Origin of the sequence: Corallincola luteus, from assembly GCF_004336975.1 — a bacterium.
Classification (GTDB): Bacteria; Pseudomonadota; Gammaproteobacteria; order Enterobacterales; family Neiellaceae; genus Corallincola; species Corallincola holothuriorum.
In genome coordinates this window covers 67,501-89,044 of the sequence record NZ_SJXE01000009.1, presented here as the reverse complement: position 1 = coordinate 89,044, position 21,544 = coordinate 67,501, and the positions used below count along the sequence as shown (strand labels likewise).

General features: G+C 50.4%; 16 protein-coding genes. 15 read left to right on the top strand and 1 reads right to left on the bottom strand.

What is annotated here, in order from left to right:
* The first annotated feature begins 132 nt into the window (after nt 1-132).
* From EZV61_RS15595 to EZV61_RS15585, 3 genes are all read left to right on the top strand, one after another.
* On the top strand, nt 133-2,754 hold the full coding sequence (locus EZV61_RS15595) for an H-type lectin domain-containing protein (RefSeq protein WP_131416803.1): 2,622 nt from the start codon (nt 133-135) through the stop codon (nt 2,752-2,754).
* A gap of 117 nt (nt 2,755-2,871) precedes the next feature.
* Nucleotides 2,872-4,209: a polysaccharide lyase family protein gene (locus tag EZV61_RS15590; RefSeq protein ID WP_131416801.1), complete on the top strand. Its 1,338-nt coding sequence runs from the start codon at nt 2,872-2,874 to the stop codon at nt 4,207-4,209.
* A gap of 780 nt (nt 4,210-4,989) precedes the next feature.
* A complete protein-coding gene (locus EZV61_RS15585) occupies nt 4,990-5,406 on the top strand; it encodes a hypothetical protein (RefSeq protein WP_131416799.1) in 417 nt (138 codons plus the stop codon).
* A 33-nt stretch (nt 5,407-5,439) separates the two neighbouring features.
* Here EZV61_RS15585 and EZV61_RS15580 read toward each other — a convergent pair whose 3' ends face one another.
* Nucleotides 5,440-5,913 carry an NYN domain-containing protein gene (locus EZV61_RS15580; RefSeq protein WP_114338551.1) on the bottom strand — a complete coding sequence of 158 codons (474 nt, stop codon included), beginning with the start codon at nt 5,911-5,913 and terminating at the stop codon, nt 5,440-5,442.
* Nucleotides 5,914-6,312: 399 nt separating this feature from the next.
* On the opposite strand from EZV61_RS15580, the gene acsA reads away from it, so the two are divergent.
* From acsA to EZV61_RS15520, 12 genes are all read left to right on the top strand, one after another.
* The gene (gene acsA, locus EZV61_RS15575; RefSeq protein ID WP_114338629.1) at nt 6,313-8,067 is read left to right on the top strand and encodes an acetate--CoA ligase; all 1,755 of its coding nucleotides are present in this window, start codon (nt 6,313-6,315) and stop codon (nt 8,065-8,067) included.
* Nucleotides 8,064-9,068 (top strand): pyruvate dehydrogenase (acetyl-transferring) E1 component subunit alpha, encoded by a 1,005-nt coding sequence (gene pdhA, locus EZV61_RS15570; RefSeq protein WP_131416797.1) that lies wholly within the window; start codon nt 8,064-8,066, stop codon nt 9,066-9,068. The genes acsA and pdhA overlap by 4 nt, the downstream gene beginning before the upstream one ends.
* Before the next feature lie 5 nt (nt 9,069-9,073).
* Complete coding sequence (locus tag EZV61_RS15565) at nt 9,074-10,048, top strand: alpha-ketoacid dehydrogenase subunit beta (protein WP_131416795.1); 975 nt, start codon at nt 9,074-9,076, stop codon at nt 10,046-10,048.
* A gap of 15 nt (nt 10,049-10,063) precedes the next feature.
* Nucleotides 10,064-11,284, top strand: a complete 1,221-nt coding sequence (locus EZV61_RS15560) for a dihydrolipoamide acetyltransferase family protein (protein ID WP_131416793.1) — start codon at nt 10,064-10,066, stop codon at nt 11,282-11,284.
* Nucleotides 11,272-11,517, top strand: coding sequence for a phosphopantetheine-binding protein (locus tag EZV61_RS15555; protein WP_114338555.1), 246 nt, complete (start codon nt 11,272-11,274; stop codon nt 11,515-11,517). The genes EZV61_RS15560 and EZV61_RS15555 overlap by 13 nt, the downstream gene beginning before the upstream one ends.
* Nucleotides 11,518-11,745: 228 nt before the next feature.
* Nucleotides 11,746-13,335 carry a methyl-accepting chemotaxis protein gene (locus EZV61_RS15550; protein WP_114338556.1) on the top strand — a complete coding sequence of 530 codons (1,590 nt, stop codon included), beginning with the start codon at nt 11,746-11,748 and terminating at the stop codon, nt 13,333-13,335.
* Between the two features lie 134 nt (nt 13,336-13,469).
* Nucleotides 13,470-13,868, top strand: coding sequence for an ACT domain-containing protein (locus EZV61_RS15545; protein ID WP_114338557.1), 399 nt, complete (start codon nt 13,470-13,472; stop codon nt 13,866-13,868).
* Nucleotides 13,869-14,127: 259 nt separating this feature from the next.
* Nucleotides 14,128-14,961, top strand: coding sequence for a hypothetical protein (locus EZV61_RS15540; RefSeq protein ID WP_131416791.1), 834 nt, complete (start codon nt 14,128-14,130; stop codon nt 14,959-14,961).
* 68 nt (nt 14,962-15,029) lie between these two features.
* Nucleotides 15,030-18,713 (top strand): ATP-binding protein, encoded by a 3,684-nt coding sequence (locus EZV61_RS15535; protein ID WP_130565410.1) that lies wholly within the window; start codon nt 15,030-15,032, stop codon nt 18,711-18,713.
* Nucleotides 18,714-19,358, top strand: a complete 645-nt coding sequence (locus tag EZV61_RS15530) for a hypothetical protein (RefSeq protein ID WP_114338560.1) — start codon at nt 18,714-18,716, stop codon at nt 19,356-19,358. It abuts the gene before it with no gap.
* Nucleotides 19,359-19,370: 12 nt separating this feature from the next.
* Complete coding sequence (locus EZV61_RS15525; RefSeq protein WP_131416789.1) at nt 19,371-20,600, top strand: phosphoenolpyruvate carboxylase; 1,230 nt, start codon at nt 19,371-19,373, stop codon at nt 20,598-20,600.
* Nucleotides 20,597-21,439 carry a DUF7281 domain-containing protein gene (locus tag EZV61_RS15520; RefSeq protein WP_131416787.1) on the top strand — a complete coding sequence of 281 codons (843 nt, stop codon included), beginning with the start codon at nt 20,597-20,599 and terminating at the stop codon, nt 21,437-21,439. Before EZV61_RS15525 ends, EZV61_RS15520 begins: the two co-directional genes overlap by 4 nt.
* The last annotated feature ends 105 nt before the right edge of the window (nt 21,440-21,544 follow it).

Sequence of the window (21,544 nt, the reverse complement as noted above, 5' to 3'; positions counted from 1 at the left end):
TCCAAGTTCGATTACGGCATCCATGAGATTATTTCAAAGCTATTTGATACTGCTATGCATTTGATTATTGCGCCAAGGGCAGAAAATTGCTGAGACATTAATCATAAGAATAAATAGGCGAAGGAGAAGCCCATGGCAACAACCTCACATCATGGTCTTGGCGCATTAGCGATATTACTGGCTAGCTTGCCAGCCTGGAGTAACCCGAGTGGTGACTACAACGGCTGGTATCAGTCAAACAGCGGCAGTGGCATCACGGCTGTTGATGACGGTATGCGCTGGTCGCCGGTAAAGAAGCCAACCACTGTGCACCGCTATCTGCCTGCTCAGCCGTTAATACCGGGCGAGACTCTGCAGTTCAGCATGATGTGGCGCTCTGACGGTTACAGCGAATCTAACAAAGATTTTGATTGCAGCGACTCAGATCCGACCGATCAAGGGGAAGGGATCAGTGACCGCTATCTTCGTTGCCTGGCGGGCACGGGGGATTTCCGTATCGGCTTTTTTGATTCTGGCGGTGTGAGTGTTGGTAATGACAGTTGCGAGGGCAATGATGAGAAAAGTAACTGTGATTATGAGGGGCGTGATGAAGAGGATTATACCTATGACTTTAACCACTATCGCGGCTTTCAGGTGCGCATTCACCCGCACCTGAGTGAAGGTTTTGACTCGGTCAGTGGCCGCTTACGTGAAGACCACGGCGGCGGAAAAATGGAGAGTCACATTAATCTCAATCTCTGGTCTCGCATTAATCCTGGTGAAAACGGATTGATGAGTGATGAGTGTCAGGCGGTGGATCACTGCGGCTTCTCTAAAGGGGATGATTGGGGCACGCAGCCCCAGTCGTGGGGGCCAAACATGCCATTTGGTGAAGCACGTTTACTGCAGTTTGATGTCAAGATGCTTGATACCGAGAATTTTGAGGTGTGGGTCACTATGAACGGTGCTCGCGGACCACTGCTGACGGGCTCTTTCCCACAAGACTTTCGACCTGATCAAATTGATACTCTGGCGATCACTTACACCAACTCTAGCCGCCGCTATGACTACGTTGAGTTGACTCAACTGCAGATTAACGGTGTGCCAGTTGACGATGTTCGGCCTGAAGAGCCTGGTGGGCCAGAGCAACAGCCGCTGCTGAGTGAATTGCGCGCTGACTCTGGGCGCTCTTATCGGCTAATGCCGGCGCTGTCGGAGGGCAGTAAGGTTTACAGTGATCGCAGTTACCACTTTATTGACGTGGGAGGATGGGGTGGTCAACCGTTTATTCAAACGGCTAATGATGATGATCAGCGCAGTGATGATTACTTTTTGCGATTTACGCTCAATCAGCCAGCGTTGATCGGCGTGCTTTACGATATTCGCGCCAGTGAGCTCCCTGAATGGCTGAGTGACTGGCAGTCTACCGGCGAGATAGTCAAAGGTAGCGATACCGATTTCAAGGTGTACCGCAAGCGTTTTGATGCCGGTGATGTGGTGTTGGGTGGAAACCAGGGGGATAGGACAGGGGCGCGCAGCATGTATTCGGTTGTGTTTAAACCTGTTTACGAAACCCACTTGATCGACTGGCTCAGCGCCAACAGTGATGGTGACTACTATGTCGGCCCGGCACTCGTTAATGGCAGTCGCATCTACAGCGATCGCAGCTATACCTTCACCGATGTGGGTAACCTGGCGGGGTTGACCAGTATCGTAACTGCCAATGACGATAGTGATGCAGTTGGGGATGAGTTCTTAGAGGTAGGTTTGCTGCAGCCAACCAGGCTGTATCTGCTGTTTGATGTGCGTGCCAGCGATTTGCCTGAGTGGATGAAGGGTTGGAAGCAAACCGAAACCGTGGTTACAACCACTGATACCAGCTTCAATGTATTTACCCGTCAGTTCGATGCCGGCACCGTGGTGCTAGGGGCAAATCAGAGCCAAGACACCGGTGCCCGCAGTATGTATCTTCTGGCGGCTGAGCCGGCCATACCTGCAGCCATGGGGCAGCTAACAGTTGCACAGTCTGACGCGCATCAGTGGCATTCGGTACGTTTTGATCAGGCGTTTGCTGCGCCCCCGGTGGTTGTGATGGGTCCCCCTAGCTATGCAGGGCCTAATCCACTGACGGTGCGAGTGCGTGATGTCACAACCGAAGGCTTCGAGTTCCAGCTTGACGAGTGGAACTATCAGGATGGCGTTCACGCAGAGGAAACGTTGTCCTACTTGGCTGTCGCTGCCGGCGATCATCAATGGGGGGGCATACAGCTACATGCGTCGCTATTAAACACCGTTAATCATCAATGGCAGGAGTACCGCTATACAAACAGTTTCTCGACTACCCCCGTGGTCTTGGCGCAGCAGGTAACCGATTTTGGTGCGCAGGCAACCGTGGTGCGAATGCGCACCAGTACTGCGGATGGTTTTGAACTTCGCCTGCAGGAAGAGGAAGCGAATGATGATAACCATGCACTGGAACAGCTAAATGTGATCGCGCTCAGTCCGGGCGAGGCCAGCATGATAGGGATGCGAGTGGTTGCTGGTTTGACCGACGCCACGATGAATCATCGCTGGCAGCCATTAACTGTAGCGCCTGTACAATCTGCCCTACTGTTTGCAACCATTCAGACAACTTTGGGAGGAGATCCGGTTGCTCTGCGTCACAAGCAAGCGGATGGTGAGTGGCGACTGAAAGTGGAAGAAGAGCGCTCGAAAGATGATGAGATCCGCCATGTCGCCGAACAGGTTGGCTGGCTGACTGTCACCCAGGAGTAACTCTGTCTGCCGGGCTGCAAAAATAGTCAGCCCGGCCATGAAACATCATCGATCGAAGTGTTGTATGAGCGGTGCAGGTGGATGATGTTTTTCTAAGGCTTGCTATAGGTGATCATAATGAATAAAAACACTGCGCTCCTGATCTTGTTGAGAAGGTTATTTGTTAGTTCGGCGATTGTTTTTCGCTGGCGTTTTTTCGCGGTTATCACTGTTTGTGTTGCCACCTGCTGTTCTTTTACAGTCAGCGCTGGCAATAAATCAGACGCAATTGCAGCCGAATTAGCGCTGAGCAACCTGCATATCGCCAGTGGCCGGGATTACCGATTGATACCCAGACTGCAGCAGGGAAATCGTGTCTATATCGATGAAAACTACACTTTTACTGACGTAGGCCTGCTGCCTCAGGCGCGCTTTTTGCGTACCGCAAATGCCGATAAGTCGCTGCAGACATCTTCGCTTATCAGTTTTAATCTTGAACGCGATACCTATATTTACGTGTTATATGACAAGCGTTCAGGGAAGAAGCCTGGTTGGTTGAATTTGTTTGAAAAAGTCAGAGGCCAGGTGAAAACCACCGGCCCCAATTTTAAGATTTACCGCAAGCGGTTCGGGCGTGGCCTGGTTGAGCTGGGGGGCAACGAGAAGAGCAAGGCGGGACAGAAAATGTACCTGGTCGCTTTCGAGCCGGTATTGGTGTCAGAGCCACAACCCTTGCCTGATAATTCTGGTCAGGAGCCCAAACCGCAGCCGGGCTACCCGGGGGAGCAATCCTATGCGCCGTGGGATTATCTATCTAACAGCTGTGTTTTTGATCCGCAGGGCTGTTTTATCCACTTCAGCCACATCGATACCCTGCAGCGTTTTGAAGATTGGGTGCTTAAATTCAGAACCGGTGGCAGCAAAGACGATGACTATAATCTGGGATTCGATTTTGCCGATGTGGCCGGCGAGAGAGTACTGACGGTTACGCAGTCGGATACACGCGATCCGGGAGATAGCCGCCGCACGGAAGCAAAAGTGGCCCATATGCCTGTGGGGGATTATCGTATCGACTTTGATATTTATGTTGGCGAAGTGCCCGATGGGTTCGATACCACGATCTCTCAGATTAAATGCGGATCGGGCAAGCCTCCAATCATTGTAAAAATGCTTTCGGGAGGTGGGGTCAAGGTAAGAAGTGCTGGTGAGACAGTGATGAAAGATGGCAATGAAGCAGTTTTCACTCGGGGTTGGCACCGTGTGGTTTACACCATCAAACCTTCTAGCAATTCACTAACCTTGACTATCGATGGTGAAAACTACCCGATTGCCAATCAGAATGTGGAAACTGAATGCGCCAGAATTGATGGGGCAGGAGAAAACTACTACTTGAAAATTGGCTTGTATGAAGATGAGGTCGAGCCGGGTTTCAGCATCGGTTATCGCTCACTGTTTCTCAAGCAGCTCAACCGATAGAGCAGGGTAAGTTAAGACTGCGCGCCCGGCTTGCCGCTGGGGCGCAGGTATTAACTCGAATCATAACTGGTTCGCCAGCCTGATTGCTTCAACAGATCTTCTCGACTTTAATTAGTAGACCCGCGTTATCCGGGGTGTCCATATATGTCCTGTCGTTGCATTAGTTCTTTGCAAAAAGACGTAAAAAGCCTCAGTCCAACCTGATTGTTACCTTCGATTCTCAAATAAATAAAGACGGTGTGTTGATCTCGCTGGATATAGTCTTGGATTTACCGAGCGGTCCTCATATTGTGGGTGAGTCAACTTATAGATCTGGAGATACTGTAGATCATTACTCTGAGAATATCGCTGACAGCCAGTGAGATAACCGAGTATTTCCATCCCGTGGCTTGCTTTGGTCAACTTGTGTTCAATCAAGCTGTAAGACGGAAGATGAGTCTGATTTAAACTATCTAAAATTGAGCTTTGGCTGTCTGAAGACAGTGGCAACACATGGCATGAACATGTGATAAAAATGGAGAGAATCGAATACGGAAAGCAGTACTAAAACTGCCCTTTTGATCCCTTCGGATTAGCTTCCAGTTTCCCGTTGGTTGTTTTTTCAATTGCTAGTGGCAAACAGAACTTATTGGCCTACAGCAAAAATTTACTATGTACCAGTGAATTAATTTCCCAAGTTTATTGTCTACAAAGATAGTGACGCCCCGTGGTCTGTGCTGGCCAATTTTCAGCAACGTGACTAGGGTTGTTTAGAGTCTATTTTTGAATGGAATGTCCACTATGAAGCAAACTTTTATAATGTTGGCCTGTGTGCTGACCTTGTCTGCGTGTCAAAGTAATAACATAGAGGCTGGCGAGGCTTGTGGTCGCGCTTCAGTGTTCTTTGTTCCTCCAAAAACTCAGGATCTCTATATGGCATCGATTGATCAAATTGATGGCAGTAATGTGGTTAACAAAGGTGCGTATGAGTTAGCACCGGGAAAGCACTCATTCAAAATGTATGAAAAAATCACCGACTCGCGACTTGGCGTTGCAGGAAATAATCGAGGTTATTCCAAAGTGTTGGAGATCGAAGTTGAAGCTAATAAACGCTACAACTTGGCTGCGAAATTTATCCCCGAGAAAAGATACTCAAAGAGAAACGAGTATTGGGAACCCGTCGTTTGGCAGGTGACTGATGAACCTTGCGGTAGCTAGGTTCTATCGCTGAGTTTATTACGACAACAAGGCCTACTTCAGTAGGTCTTGTTCTATTGGATGAAAATGGCTGGCAGAACGAATAAGGCTATTGGCCGTCAGTTCCTGCACACCGTAAACATGGGTGGTCACGCCGTACTTCTCCGTGATTTTTTGTAATAGCAGATCAAAATCTCCATCACCAGATAACAGTATTACAGTATCTACCTGCTGTGCAATATCCATTATGTCGATGGTAATGCCAACATCCCAGTCACCCTTAGCCGAACCATCAGCGCGTTGAATAAATGGCTTAAGTTTTACCTCGAATCCGATATGGCGCAGGGCGTCCTGAAACTTCCTTTGTCCATCGTCTTGCCTGGCAATGGCGTACGCATTGGCCGTGACTATTTCACCTTCATAACCGATCCGCTGCCACAGCTTGTGATAATCAAATTGGCGCCCAAAGGCCTGTCTGCAGGTGTAGTAAATATTTTGTACGTCGACGAATAAGGCTATTTTTTTCAAGGTGTATTCCGTAGTGGGGGATCGGCTGATTGCCAACTCTAAGAAGGCATGGTCAATGCTTGCCACTATAAGCGCTTTGATGCTTATTTTCATACTTATTGCGCAATATTATGCTCATTTTCGTCGCGTTTAGTTGTTGCCTTGGTCAGTGTCTGTCCGGTTTTAACTATTGTTGCTAGCTTGCTTGAAGCAGGTCAATTTGTAGGCAAGAAAACTCTCTGCTCGTGAGCTAGGCTAGAGATAAGTAATGACTGGTCGTGCCACCAGACGATGTGAATGGGTCGTTGGCTACAGCTCCTTGCCATGGGTAGCCCAATCCAAAGCGCTTTACCATTCATGCAATTAACTCGTACTACTTCTGTGTCATGACCTGATGGATCTCCATGTGTGGAGGATGTGATGGATATTGAACAGATAAGTAAGTCAGGTCATCGTAAGGGACAATATAACCTGAACGACTATGGTACCCGTTATGCGCAGTTTTCCTGGCAACAAGCAGAACAGATGCTTAAGGGATTGCCCGGCGGCATTAATATCGCTTATGAGGCTGCAGATCGCCATGTCGATGAAGGATTTGGTCAGCAAACGGCTATCCGTTGGTTAAGTAAATCCGGACAAAACAGGGATATCAGTTACCAGCAGCTAGCAGAGCAATCCGCTCGCTTTGCTAGCGTGCTAGAGCGGTTAAATATCGTAGTGGGCGATACCGTATTTGGCCTTTGTGGCCGGGTTCCGCAACTCTATTTCGCTGTGTTAGGTTCGCTCAGATTTGGGGCTGTCTTTTCACCGCTGTTTTCTGCCTTTGGCCCTGAGCCTGTTCGTGCCCGCATGGAGATAGGTAAAGCTCGGGTGTTGGTGACCAGCCATGCACTGTACAAGAAGAAAGTGCAGCCTTGGCGAGAGCAAATGCCGGGACTGAGGCATGTGTTGCTGTACGGGATTAAAGGCGAACTGCCTGAGAACTGTATTGATCTTGATGGTGCCATGGTTGAGGCTGCTCCCGATTTTCCGGTGAGAGCCTTCGACCATGAACAGCTGGCTTTACTGCATTTCACCTCTGGCACCACAGGTAAACCGAAAGGGGTGATGCATGTTCACGGTGCCGTCGCTTACCATAGAATATCCGGCTATTTTGCCCTCGACTTGCGAGCTGACGACGTTTTCTGGTGTACCGCCGATCCCGGCTGGGTAACTGGTACGTCGTACGGCATTATTTCTCCCCTTTGTAATCGCACTACCTTGATCGTTGATGAGCAGGAATTTGACCCTGAACACTGGTATCAAGTGTTGGCTGAGCAGAAAGTGAATATCTGGTACACCGCGCCGACGGCCATTCGCATGTTGATGAAGGCCGGTGGCGAACTGATTAAGCATCACGATCTATCTGCGTTACGCTTTATGGCCTCAGTGGGTGAGCCGCTTAATCCTGAAGCGGTACGCTGGAGTCAGCAGGTGTTTGGTATGCCATTCCACGACAATTGGTGGCAGAGCGAAACTGGCGGCATCATGATCGCTAATTTCGCTTCTGAGCCAGTGCGCCCAGGATCCATGGGGCGGCCGATGCCGGGGATCACGGCTGCCATTGTTGCCCGGCAAGATGATGGTCACATTACGCCCATTGTTGCCAATAATCAGGTAGGAGAATTAGCCCTGAAACCCGGCTGGCCATCGATGTTCCGTGGCTACCTTAATGAGCAGGCGCGTTATGAGAAGTGCTTTGTTGATGATTGGTATTTGTCCGGTGATCTAGCGATGCGTGATGACGATGGCTATTACTGGTTTGTCGGTCGCGCCGATGACGTGATCAAATCTTCCGGTCATCTGATTGGCCCCTTTGAGGTGGAGAGTGTGTTGATGGAGCACCCTGCGGTTGCAGAGGTGGGCGTCATCGGGGTGCCCGATGAAACGGCAGGGGCGTTGGTAAAAGCCTACGTGGCATTGAAGCCAGGCAATGAACCCGACAATGATTTGAAACAAGCCTTGATGGCGCATGCCCGAAAACGCTTGGGCGCAGCCGTTGCACCCCGTGAAATACTGTTTCGTCAGAACCTTCCCAAAACACGTAGCGGCAAGATAATGCGGCGCTTACTTAAAGCCCGGGAGCTGGGATTACCTGAGGGTGATATTTCAACCTTAGAGAGTGATGAATCATGAGCAATGGCAAGCTACATATCAGCACGCCACATTTGTTGTTTTTGTTGCAGCAAATGATCCGCATTCGGCGTTTTGAAGAGCGCTGCTCGGTACTTTATCAGCAACAAAAAATCCGCGGCTTTCTTCATCTTTATGATGGTGAAGAGGCGATCGCAGTGGGCGTAATGCAAGCGCTAATGCCCGCCGATGCGGTGGTGGCTACCTACCGGGAGCATGGTCATGCTCTGGCCCGTGGTGTGGAGATGAATTCGGTGATGGCAGAGATGTACGGCAAGGTAACAGGCTGCAGTGGCGGCCGCGGTGGTTCAATGCACCTATTCGACGTTAAAAATCGTTTTTATGGTGGTAATGCCATCGTAGCAGGTGGTTTGCCCATTGCCGTTGGCTTGGCGTTAGCAGATAAGCTTTGCGGTAGAAATCAGATAACCGCGTGCTTTTTTGGCGAGGGCGCGGTGGCGGAAGGTGAATTCCATGAAAGCTTGAACCTGGCGACCTTGTGGGACCTGCCTGTGCTGTTTATTTGCGAGAACAATCGCTATGCCATGGGGACGCCGCTGGCCATTGAGGAGTCGGAACCGAACATCTATCGCAAAGCGGCCAGCTATGGTTTAACGGCTCAGGTGGTTGATGGCATGAACGTGGTGGATGTGGAAGCCGCTGCCAAGGTGGCTTGCAATGCGATCCGGAATACCGGTTTGCCGCAGTTTATTGAGTGTCAAACCTACCGTTTTAAAGGCCACTCGATGTTCGATACTCAGTTATATCGCGATAGTGATGAGGTTGCTGAGTGGCGCGCAAAAGGCCCGATCGTGCAGTTACGAGAATGGTTGATGGCGAATCATCTGATTGAGCAAGCGCAAGTCAGTGAGTTGGAGCAAGCGGTAGATAAAGAGATTGAACGGGCGGTAGAAGCTGCAGAGGCGGCAGATTGGGAGCCAGAAACAGATTTAATGCGCCATGTTTATACCCTTCACGATACGTCTAAACCAGAGGGGAGGTAGCGCTAATGGCAACGTTAAGTTTTCGCAGCGCAATTCATGACGCCATGGTTGAGGCGATGCTTGCTGATCCTCGCGTTTTTTTGATGGGCGAAGATGTCGGGCGTTATGGCGGGTGTTATGCCGTTTCAAAGGGGATGTTCGACCAATTTGGTGCGGAACGGGTGATCGATACGCCGCTGGCTGAGTCGGGTTTTGTAGGTGCAGGGATCGGCGCTGCTATTGGCGGAATGCGGCCTATTGTTGAAGTGATGACGGTGAATTTCAGCTTGCTAGCCTTGGATCAGATAGTTAATAACGCGGCGACATTGAGGCATATGTCGGGGGGGCAGATCAGTGTCCCCATTGTTATTCGTATGGCCTGTGGTGCGGGGAAGCAGCTGGCCGCACAGCACTCTCACAGCTTTGAGGGGTGGTATGCCCATATTCCCGGTTTGAAGGTGATCTACCCCGGTACAGTTGCCGATGCCCGATACATGTTGCAGATGGCAATTGCCGATCCTGATCCTGTGATCATGTTTGAACATGTGATGCTTTATAACCAAGAAGAAACCCTCTGTGAAAGCGATACGATTGCACCGATGGAGCAGGCAGTGGTGCGCCGCGATGGGCATGATCTGACGATCATTACATGGGGCGCAAATTTAGCGAAGAGTATGGGTGCCGCCGAGCAGTTGGCTGACGTCGGTATTGACGCACTGGTGTTGGATCTTCGCTGCTTGCGTCCGCTAGATGTTGATGCATTGCTTGCTGCAGTGACCAAGACGCACAAGGTACTGATCGTCGACGAATCATGGAAAAGCGGAGGCATGGCGGCGGAGATATCAGCATTGATTGGCGAACAGGGCTTTTGGTCGCTGGATGCGCCCATTACCAGAGTTTGTAGTGCGGAGGTGCCTATTCCTTATCCGGCGCATCTCGAAATGGCGGCGTTACCTCAGGTTAGCGCTATCGTTGCTGCGGCTCGGCAACTAGTAGCGTGATGGAGGGATGATCTGATGAAAGAGATCACCATGCCTTCATTTGGCTCAGATATGGAGCAGGGCGTATTGACCGAATGGCTGGTTAAAGTCGGTGATACGGTGAAAAGAGGCGATCCTATCGCTGTGATTGAGACCAACAAGGGAGCGATAGAGCTGGATGCATACGATGAGGGGTGTATCTCTGAACTGCTAATTAAGGTTGGCCAGAAAACGCCCGTTGGCCAACCAATCGCGCAGCTGTCACAGTTAAATGATGAAGCGGATCTCGCTGTGATATCGGCTCAAAGAAGTGCAACAAAGTTAAACGATTTGCCTGGTTCATCTGTCGCGAATAAAGGGAAACAAGCTGCTTCGCAAAGCCCTTGTCAACCGCTAGGGAGCGCTTCAGGTGGTAAAACGTCTGTTTTTTACCCTGCTTCTCCTGCTGCCAGAGAGCTGGCTCAGCAGCATAATATGCCATTATCCGCAGTGGCTGGTTCAGGCCCTGATGGAGCGATCCGGTTGGTGGATGTTCAAGCGGCTCTCGTGGAGAAACCGAAGCCGACCCCTTCTCGTAGTGGTTTTGATCCGCAACAGATGCGTGACGCCATTGCTGCGACTGTAACGCGATCAAAACAGCAGATCCCTCACTACTATTTAAGCCACACACTGGATATAACTCTATTGGAGCAACACCTTTCTCTGCTGAACGGCGAGCGTGAACCGTTGCAACGCATCTTATTGATTGCGCCGCTGTTGCGTGTCATTGCGCGAAGCCTGGTGAAGTATCCGCAGTTAAATGGGCATTATTTGCAGCGCTTTGCTCCGTCCGAAACTATCGATATCGCCAATGCGGTCAACCTGCGAGGTGGAGGTTTAGTGATGCCTGTGCTTCGTGATGTTGACCACTTAAGTGTCGACGGACTGATGCAGCAGCTACAAGCTTTGGTAGAGCGCGCGAAGCAGGGCACGCTGAAATTCTCTGATCTCGATGCTCCTAGTTTTACTGTGTCTAATATTGGTGATCGTGGTGTCGAAGCGATGTGGGGCGTTATTTACCCGCCGCAAGTGGCGATTGTTGGTTTGGGTTGTCCCAGAGAGGCCGTTGTTGTTGAACAGGGGAAGGTCGTGATCCGACGGGTGATGACAGTAACACTGTCGGCAGACCATAGAGTGACAGATGGCCATTACGGTAGTCGGTTTTTAACCGAACTTAATAAACGTTTGCAGAAACCGGAGGCGTTATGGAACGCATAAAACTAAGGGACATGGTGATTGAAGAGCTAGTGAATATAGCCCCAGATGTTGAACCCGATGATGTGCCCGATGATGAAGATTTAAGGGATGCATTGGATCTAGATTCGATGGATTTTATGCGCTTAGTTGCTGCGGTGAATCTACGCACCGGGATCACTATCCCTGAAGCTGACTATCGCCAGGTGCTAGAGCTGGGCCAGATGCTCGACTATCTTCTGACCAGGATGAGATAGCGCCAGCATTCGTGGCTTATAATTAAACAATAGCTACAATTTGCAGACGCTATTTGTGAGCTAGGTATTAATCCTGACGGTAAAACACGCTCACAGTTCTCACATTTTTCACCATGAAATATAACCTTTCATTGAGTGTGTTAGATTGTGATCAAGAGCAGTGACTGGATGTCCAAGAAAATTAAGGGACCGTGCTTGTTTCGATACTAATTCAGAGAAGGTTTTGCCGTGCGTTTGAACAACCCTGTCACTCAAAAAGAGTTTAATTACCCTGATAGCGCCAATATCCTTTCCACTACCCATTTAGACTCAACGATTAAATATGTTAACGCGGATTTTATTGAAACCAGTGGTTTTGATAAACGAGAGCTGTTGGGCCAACCGCACAACATGATCCGCCACCCAGATATGCCGTCCCAAGCTTTTGCTGAAATGTGGCAACGGCTGAAATCCGGTGAATCATGGATGGGTTTGGTTAAGAACCGCCGTAAAAATGGTGATCACTATTGGGTTGACGCTTACGCAACACCTATTAAGCGCGATGGAAAAACCGAAGAATACCAGTCTGTTAGAGTCAAGCCTAAAGCAAGTTGGGTGGCTCGTGCTGAGTCATTGTATGCCAAGCTACGTGGTGGTGACGAAACACCGAAAGAGTTAAACGCTGGCTTTTCTATTGCGACCAAATTTCAGCTTTCTCTCGTTGTTGCCGCAGCGATTGCCGGTGGTATTGGCTGCCAATTGACTGAAGCCGGTGCGGCTTGGGGAATTGCTGGTATTGGCTTGGTGATCTCCTCTTTACTTTATCATTGGTCACACGGCTCTCTATTTCAGCTGGCGAAACAGGGGAAGGAGTATGCCAATGACCCATTGGCCAGGTATGTTTATACCGGTCGCCAGGATGAGGTCGGACAGATCCAACTGATGTTGAAAACGCTGCAATCCGAACCTGTCGCGATGGCGGGCAGCCTGAATGATTATTCCATTAGCCTGATGCGAGCATCCCGTAAAATGGAAGAGAGCTTAGGTGCGACCATCGCTGATATTCAGGGCCAACATAGTGAAACCGATCAGGTTGCAACTGCGGTAGAACAGATGAGCGCCAGCATCCATGAAGTCGCGAGTAATGCGCAATCAACCGCGTCTTCGGCTCAGGAAGCTGATACCAAAGTGAAAGAGGGGGCTGCGCTCGTATCCGATACCGTATCCAGTATTCAGACCCTCTCTGGGGAGATCGAGAATACCGCTGGTTTGGTCGATGCCTTAGCGAAAGAGAGTGAAAATATCGGCTCTGTGGTTGATGTTATCCGTGCTATTGCTGAACAAACCAATTTGTTGGCGCTTAACGCTGCGATTGAGGCTGCCCGTGCCGGTGAGCAAGGGCGGGGGTTTGCGGTTGTTGCTGATGAAGTGCGTACCTTAGCGAATCGTACTCATAACTCTACTGAAGAGATTATGCAGATGATCACTCGCCTGCAGAGTGAAGCGAAGAGCTCTGCAGAAGCGATGATGGCGGCGCAAGCCCGTGCCAATAGCAGTGTGGAATCTGCACATCTCGCAGAAGAAAACATGGAAGCGGTGAGCATTGCGGTGACCCAAATTAATGACATGAATCTGCAAATTGCCACGGCCGTTGAAGAGCAAAGTTCGGTGGCGCAGGAAGTCAGTAGAAATATTAGCAATATGAAGTCGATTGCCGATGAGGTGCTGACCGAAGCAGAGGAAAGCAGTTCCGCTTGTAGCGAAGTGGGAGAGTTGGCGACAAACATGCAAAAGCTAGCTGCACAGTATTGGGACAACAAGCGAGATTTAGTAAGTTAAACAGTTGTAAGCTTGAACTCCTGCATTTATTCGGAAACGCCTCTATAGATATAGAGGCGTTTCTTTTATATGGGGTGGTGAACTGAGCTAAGCTAACTTTACTAGTTTCATACCTCATGGAAAGGAATGCTCTTATGTCTGCGATCTCTGATCTAGATACTTTACTAAAAGCCCTGTCTCCTTCACTGAGCGGTGTCGAATATGTGTTTTGCCATGTCGGTGATGCCGCTTATGGTGACTATGCAGATCTGTTTCCTGTTGCGACCTTTCGAGAAAAAGAGGGGCTTACCTTAGTTATTACCAAAACAGAAGCCGACGTTGCCGAGATGGGGTATCAGGGGGTGTTCCGGTGTATCACTCTTGATGTGCATTCAAGCCTGGAAGCTGTCGGTTTAACCGCTGTGGTATCAAGTAAACTTGCTGAGCAGGGGATCAGCGCCAACGTCATCGCCGCTTACTATCATGACCATGTGTTTGTGCCCGTAGATAGAGCAGATGACGCATTAGCCATTCTGAACAAACTTACCACATAATCTGACGCAGTTGGCCGCTGACTTAAGTTGAGCACGACATTTTATCAAACCAATGCAGGTTACTGCGCTACAGCTGATTTCTATGATTGGGCATGTTCGGATTTGCCGCTTGCTCAACAACTCAGCAGTTAATCCAATTAAGCCCACATTATCTGTGTTTTTCCATGGTTAATATTCTCTGACAGTTTTATTATTAGCCCTTATTTTTGGGCTTGCTGAATTCACTGTCAGGCCAATCAGGGACTGATTTTCTTCGGTTATGTCACTTAAACGTTATCTCGAACAGATCCGCGCAGGTAAACAGATTAATTGGGACAAGTTTCACGGCTTGTTACCGCTGGGCTATGAAGACGATTGGCGTGATATATTCACTGTCACTAAACGTGGTGCAAAGCAGTGGCAAGTGACGGTGATAGATCCTATTCGTTACGAGCAGCTGCTTGCCGCTGCCGAAAAGCCAGCCAACCGCATCCAAGCCAGTGCCCAAGGCGATTCCCATCTGGCGACAACCACGTGCAGCTACCTGCTGGTATATCGTATGGGCTTACCTGATGCGCGTCCTGATGTCGTGCTTCTGAAGCCCGAGGGTGCGGTGCAGGGCTTTGCGGCGAAAAAGCAGTTATTGCTGGTGGAAAACGAAGAGAATTTCTTTCATCCCGAGCTGATGCTTGATGTTGCCAGTGACATGCTGGGGCAGACTCTGACGCTGGCTAACACGGATGTGGCTCTGGCCAGTGGTTCTCAGGGGTTGTCCCCACAGCGAGTTCATTGGTACCAGCATTATGCCGAAGTGATCTGCGCATTTGACTACGATACCGCAGGGCTTGAGATGTATGCGGCATTAAACAAGCAGATGCGCCGTAATCGGGAGCAGCAAGAGGGCGTTTCGACCCAGGTCAGTTATTTACAACCCCATGATTATAGTGCTTGGCTGCCACTGTTTAAGTGTCAGCCAAAATCGGATAAAAGCTACATGCGTGGACGCAAGCTGGCATCCGAACTGGGCTTTGTCGCGCTGGAAAAAGCATTTGCGAAAACCCGAAAATTTATGGAGCAAGAGATGCTGCTGAGGGATCGCGTTAACACTGAGTAGATGTCACTCAGGGTAACGCAACAGGCGTCTCGGCCATTATTTGAACAACACAGACAGTAAGAACAACTATGTCAGCTTTAAATCGCATTATTTTGATTAACACCCACTTACCCGGTGTAGTGGAATTGGCGCTCGATGGCCACACCAATATCTGCGGTACTAACGCATCGGGAAAGACCACGCTGCAGCGTCTGGTGCCGGTGTTCTATGGTGAATACCCCAGCCGTGTCGTGCCGTCGACCCGGGACAGTTTTGAAAAGTGGTATCTGCCGCGAGAGGACAGCTATATCGTCTATGAATATCAGCGGATGGACGGTGAATTTTGCCAAGCGGTGATGGCTGCGGCTAGTGATCGCAATGGGGTACGTTATCGCCTGCTAGGTAAAGGGTTTGATCTGGAGGATTACCTCAAGCAGCGGGATGGTGAAACGTTGACGTTTCTGACCATGGAAGAGTTTGGTCGGGTGATGAAAAGTAAAGGCTTGGCAGTGACTCGCCAGCTTAATACCCGTGAATTCCGCGGCATTATTCAGAATGACCGTGTGGCGCTGAGCAGTGGCAGTAGCAAAGCTGAACTCCGTACGTTGGCGCGGCAGTTCTCGTTGTGTGATAGCGAACACACCCTGCGACATATCGAAAAACTGGCGCGCGCTGTGCACTCGAAAGAGGGCAAGATGGAGACGATCAAGTCGATGATCGCCGCCATTCTGGAAGAGGATGGTGTGACACCGCCCGCTTCAAGCCTTAATCCGCAAAAGGTTGAAGGGTGGATCCGTGAAAGCCAATTAATCCAAGGGTTCGCAGCAATAAGGCCGGAGTTTGAACGGCTGGAGCAGCAGTACAACGAGCTGCTGTCATGCGAATTGCGCTTGGCGGGACTAAAGCGGGGCTATCAAGCCGACGAGTCGCTGCAGCTAACGCGGCAAAGCGACGCCAAAGCCGAAATAGAGCTATTAGGCAATGAGCATAAGCAACTGGAAAGCGGTTGGAAAGATCAGCGCGACACCCTTAATCAGCAGTTGTCTGTGGTTAAGGGGGAGTTAGAGAGCTTTGACAGCGAGCTGCAGAATATTGAAGACCAGTATCAAAGCTATCAGGACAAAGATATTGAACAGGCGCGTGCCAACTTAGAGCGGATGACGGCATGGCGAGATGATCTTGCAAATCTGGAAGCTCGCTTCCGTTTGCTCACCGAAGCCCATCAGGACATTGAATCCGCTTATAACGAACGTCGCAGTAAGATCGACCGTCAGCTTAATCGAGTACTCAGTGAGCTCAATGAGCAGAAAGATACCTTGCAAGAGGAACGTGATAACAAGCGTGAGCAGCAGCATGATGACTTAGCGGCGCAAGAGAAACTATTCAGTGAACGTCGTCAGTCTGGACAGGCACGTTTTAAAGAGCGCGAGTATGAACTGAAATTAGCGAAAGCGGAGCAGCAAGCCAAGTTAGACGGCGTCACTTATATCGACGAAGAGAAGCAAGCATTGATGATCTTCGACGAGCGGATCCTGCTTGCTGATGAGAGTCGCGAAGCGGTAGAGGAGAAGCAGGAGCGTCTACACAAAGAGGAAAAGATCGCCAAGCGTCAGCAGGAAACGGCTGACGAGGCGTTGCGCCAGACGACTCGCCGCCTCAACGAATGCGAGAGCCAAACCCGTGCGCTTAATGAACTGTTGTATCCAGGCCACCACTCGCTGTTGGAGTTTCTGCGTAAAGAACATCCACAATGGGAAGGAACTCTGGGTAAGGTGATCCATCCGGAACTGCTGCAACGCTCGGATCTAAAGCCCAGTCTAACCGCCGATGGCGCAGAAGCGCTCTATCGCGTGTGGTTGGATCTTTCTGCGTTAGAGACCCCAGAATATGCCCGCTCAGAGCAGGAGCTGAAACTGCAGTTAGCACAAGCCGAAGAACGTCAGGTGGAAACCCGCAATCAGCAGGAGCAGGCTGAGCAGGCCTTGGTACAGGCATCGCAAGTATTGGACGACGTGCGCCGCGAACTTGTCTTTGCCGGAACCGAGCTGAAGAACGCCCGTGCTGACGTTAAGCGTCTGCAAGAAGAGAAGCGCAACGAGCAGACTCGCATCGATGCCGCGCTGGCTGAGCGGAAGCTGGCGGCGCGTCAGCAGTTAGAGCAAATTGCGCATCAACTGGGGCAGTTAGTTAACGAGCAAGCTGAGTGGCTGGAGCTACAGAAGTCGCTGGAACGTGAAGCCAGTATGGAAAAGCGGGCCTATTGGGATGAGGTCGTTGGCGCTATTGATAGTCAATTGCAACAACTGCGAGACGAGATGGCGGAGCGTCAGGCCAAAGCTAAACAGGAGTTAAAGGCCTGCAGTGATTGGTACAAGCGTGAATTGAAATCCCGTGGTGTTGATGACAGTGAGATCGGTAAATTAAAACGGGAAATTGAAGCGCTGGAACGGCAGATCCAGGACACTGAGCGGATGCGCGACGAAGTGGCGAACTACTTGGTCTGGTACAAGGTGCAGTGGACTCAGCGCAAGCCGAAGCTGCAAAGCCAGTTTAGCGAGTTGCAGAATCAACAAGCCGAGCTACAGCAACAACTGGCCGCTGCTAACAGTCAGTTTAAACAGCAGCGGCAAACATTGGAAAGTCAGCTGCAGCAGGCTAAGGCTATCCGTCTGGAGTCAGAAGAGCTCCTAGAAAAACTGAAAACCCTGTTACGTCGCTTAAATGAACTGCAACTGCCGCGGGACGCTGTTGAAGTGGCCGGTTCGCTGAACGAGCGGCTGAACCTTGGTGAGTCTTTACTGCATAGCCGTGAACAGCTGCTGACGGCCGTGAAAGATGGCGTGGACCGCTTCGATCGCGAGATCGCTAACCAGTATGGTTCGTCATTGGCGGAAACATGGGAGCGCTCTCGCGAAGAGTGCATGCTGATTGGTGAGAGCGGCGTGCGTAGTTTGGATTATCGCAAGCTAGTGCCTGAACTGGCACGGTTGATTAACGAGCTGGTGCCTCAAAAGATCACTGCTGTTAAACAGCTTGGACGTACCTATGGCCGTGATCTGAACAACTACTACGATGTCCTGCACAGCATTGATAATCGTATTGCCTCACAGAGCGCCCGCATCACCCGCGAAGTGGATGAGGAACTGTTTCTTGATGGTGTGTCTGAATCGGCGGTGAAGATCCGCTCGCGTGTGGCGGAGCTGGAGTTCTGGCCACAGTTGCAAGAGTTTGTGCAGGCATACAAGAACTGGCAGGCAGAAGATTTCAATACGCTACCCAGCGAAGAGTACACCAGCAGCATGCGCCGCGCCCTAGAGATTATTGGCCGTTCGGCGCTCAGTGGCGGGGTTGCCAGCTTGCTTGGTATCGAACTGCGTTTGCGGGAGGGGAACTCGGATCTGGTGATCCGTACCGACCGCCAACTAAACGAATCCTCCAGCCACGGTATGGCTTACCTGATTTTGTGTAAGTTCTTGCTGGCCTTTACCCGTTTGTTGCGGGGGAGATCGCAAACCGTGATCCATTGGCCAATCGATGAGTTGGGTACGTTGGCCCACAACAATATTAAGAAGATCTTTGATGCCTGCGGTAACAATCAGATCCGTGTGCTGGGGGCTTTCCCAAATCCAGACGCAGAGGTGTTGAGCCTGTTCAGCAACCGCTACATCATCAACAAACAGAGCCGACAACTGCAAGTGGTTAAGCCGAAAATAGATCCCATTGCTGAAAAGTTAAAGCAAAAAGCCGCGCAGATGCAGCAGGAGGTAGTGTAGATGTTATCCAACATGGGACATGTGATTGAACGCCTGCTGCAGGGGGCATTTATCTGTCGCACCAGTGATGAAGAGGGCTGGCGCCTGCTTAAAGATCCGGCGCGCCGCGAGCAGGTCGAGCAACACCTGAATGTGCTTAACCGTACCCTCAGTGAGTGTGGTGCCGGCAGTGACTCGGAAGTGTTTTTTTGTGGTTATCGCCAACTCGGTGATGACGAACGCAAAGTGGTTGCACAGCAGTTTAAAGATATCGTTAACGGCTTGATACCGCTTACTCAGTGGCTGATGTTAGTGCAGGAGGCTGAGGGTAAAGACGCGCCGCTCAGTGAAGGCTCGCCAGTAAGGTTAACTGAACTGCAAAGTACTATTGAGGATACGCCCGCGTTTCGCGAGCAACTGGATAAGCTAAGCAAGTACCGCTTGTTTGGCTCACAAAGCACGCAAGTGGATGGCCAGATTAAGCAGATCTTCAAGCGCTTGGTTGAGCTGGGGTACTTACTGCGCCCGAACCCGGAGAAGCAATACTATATTGCCACCGGAAAAATCGATTACCTGTACGAGGTGATCCGCTTTATCAATGAAACTGAGGCGCTGGATCTGGAGGCGCATGCTGAAGCCGCCACCGCCCAGGGTAGCTTGCTGTGATAGGAGCAGAGTATGAGTAATAATCTGCATCAAGCGGGCACTAAGTTTTTACGCCTATTGGCCCGCCATGGCGATGCCATTATGGATGCTTATATCTCAGGTTCTATAGGCGATCATCAGGTCGAGGCCAAGGTACAAGACAAACTGGTTAAAGCTGGCGTGTTATATCGACCAGAGCCGGGGGCTGATCTGCATCTACGACACGCTGTACGTAGTTTGCTGGAAGAGGCGTTAAAGGATGAGCGTAATCGCCAGATCGATGCCAACGCCGGATCGGCGATCGCCGCGTTTAAAACCTTGGCTCAGCACTATACCGAAGCCCGCCATCAGGGCGATATTGCCGCCGCTGATGCTCACTATCGTGATCTTTCTGAGCATGTGTATGCCTTCAGCGAAGGCTTACAGCACTCGATCCGCGTGATGTGGAGTCGCATCAACAATGAGTTCGGTTACGTTAGCTCCATTAATGCCAAGATCCGCGAAAATGAATTAGCGCAATCTCAGGTCAGCGAACTGCTGGCAGGTTTGGAGATGATCAGCTTTGAAGAGTTGGCGGACATTGCTGGCGATATTCGGGAACTTCGCCGCCTATTAGTGGCGAATTTGCAGCAAAATATCAGTCAATGTATTCAGGAACTGAGTGTGGTGCAGGGGCGTTTACTGCAACTGCTAGGACGTTTTAGGCAGATCCATGGCCGTGCCAAACTGTTGAAAGGCTGGCTGCTGTATACCGAGCAGCATCCTGATTATGAGGTGGGCAACCATGTGTCCCACAAACAGATCCCAGCACTGTTTAACCAGGCGGATGCAGCCATAGCTGCGGCCAGTGTTGATATTCATAACAGCGCCCACGAGAGTACATTAGTCGAATTGGTGGCGCATATTAAGGCCAACCGTCTGGCGCGATTTACTCAGGCCGCCCCGCAGCATAGCGATTCAGTGATCTTGCAGGACAATCCAGATTACGAACTGGATGAACATCCGATTAAGGCAGCGGTCAGCGAGTATTTTGTTCATGTCATCGATAATTTTGAACCCGGTGCTGCCAGTTTGTCCGCCTTGGATTATTTGCAACAGCAGCAGTTGGAATACGATGCAGAAAGCTGGCTCTATCAGGTGATAGGTGGCTACGAAGGCTTGCCGCAGGAGCAAAAAGCCTACTTTGAACTAGACCCTGAAACTGAAACCCGCGCACCGTTTGCCAATGTGGTGATCCGGGATGTGTCGGTCGGCTTGCGATGAATAAACGCCAGCTGGAGGTTCTCAGGCGACAGATCCGCTATTGGCGCGATGAAGTGACGCTTAATCCGAGTTGGCGGGCGATCTGTGATGAGTTTGAACTGCAGGAGCGGATCGAAGGTTCCTTGATCCGTTTCCAGTTCAAAGACAAAGCGTGGTTGCGCGAACAAGCAAAGCGCAGCGGCTACGGTGACCTGTTATTAGATGACGCACCCACTGGTCATCGCATAGATGCCGCCCGCAGTGGACTAGTGAATGAAAAGTTAGCGCCAGTGAAGCCCGAACAGCAGTATGTTCTATTAACAAGCCAAGGCGGCAAACTGCCATGCGCTGGTGTAGAAAAACTGCAGCCTAGAATGAGTGTACGGGTCGCTATCGACGACTTAGCGCTAGCGCTGATTGATGTGTTGGTGATCGTGGAAAATCTCGATGTGTTTGACCACTGGCATTGCGCGAACTTACCGGCCGAACTGGGAACCGCTGTGGCCACTTACCGTGGTCACGATAGTGTGGCTAAAGGGGTGTGTCATCTTATCGAGCGTTTGCCTCAAACAGTACAGATTGTGGTATTTCCTGATCTTGACCCCGATGGTCTAAAAATCGCCCTGACCACACCTAAAGTAAATAGCCTGCTGATCTGTGATTTTACTGATGACTTAATCGCTGTTGGAAGTAGCGATGACTTCAATAAACAGCATCAGGCAGCGAAGTATCTGGATGGGGCAGAGCTAGCGGCTTGGCAGCCATTGTGGACGGAATTAAAAAAGCATAAACGCAGCATCAAACAGCAGCATATGTTGGCGCATAAAGTTGAGTTGCGACTAATACCACTAACGAAGTGACTGTCAGTCACTTGATGGCCTGAAATAGATTGAGCGAGAGTAACCGTTGCTGCACTGATGTTGCGCAATAAAGTTGTTAACTAAATGTGAAATACCCATTCGTAA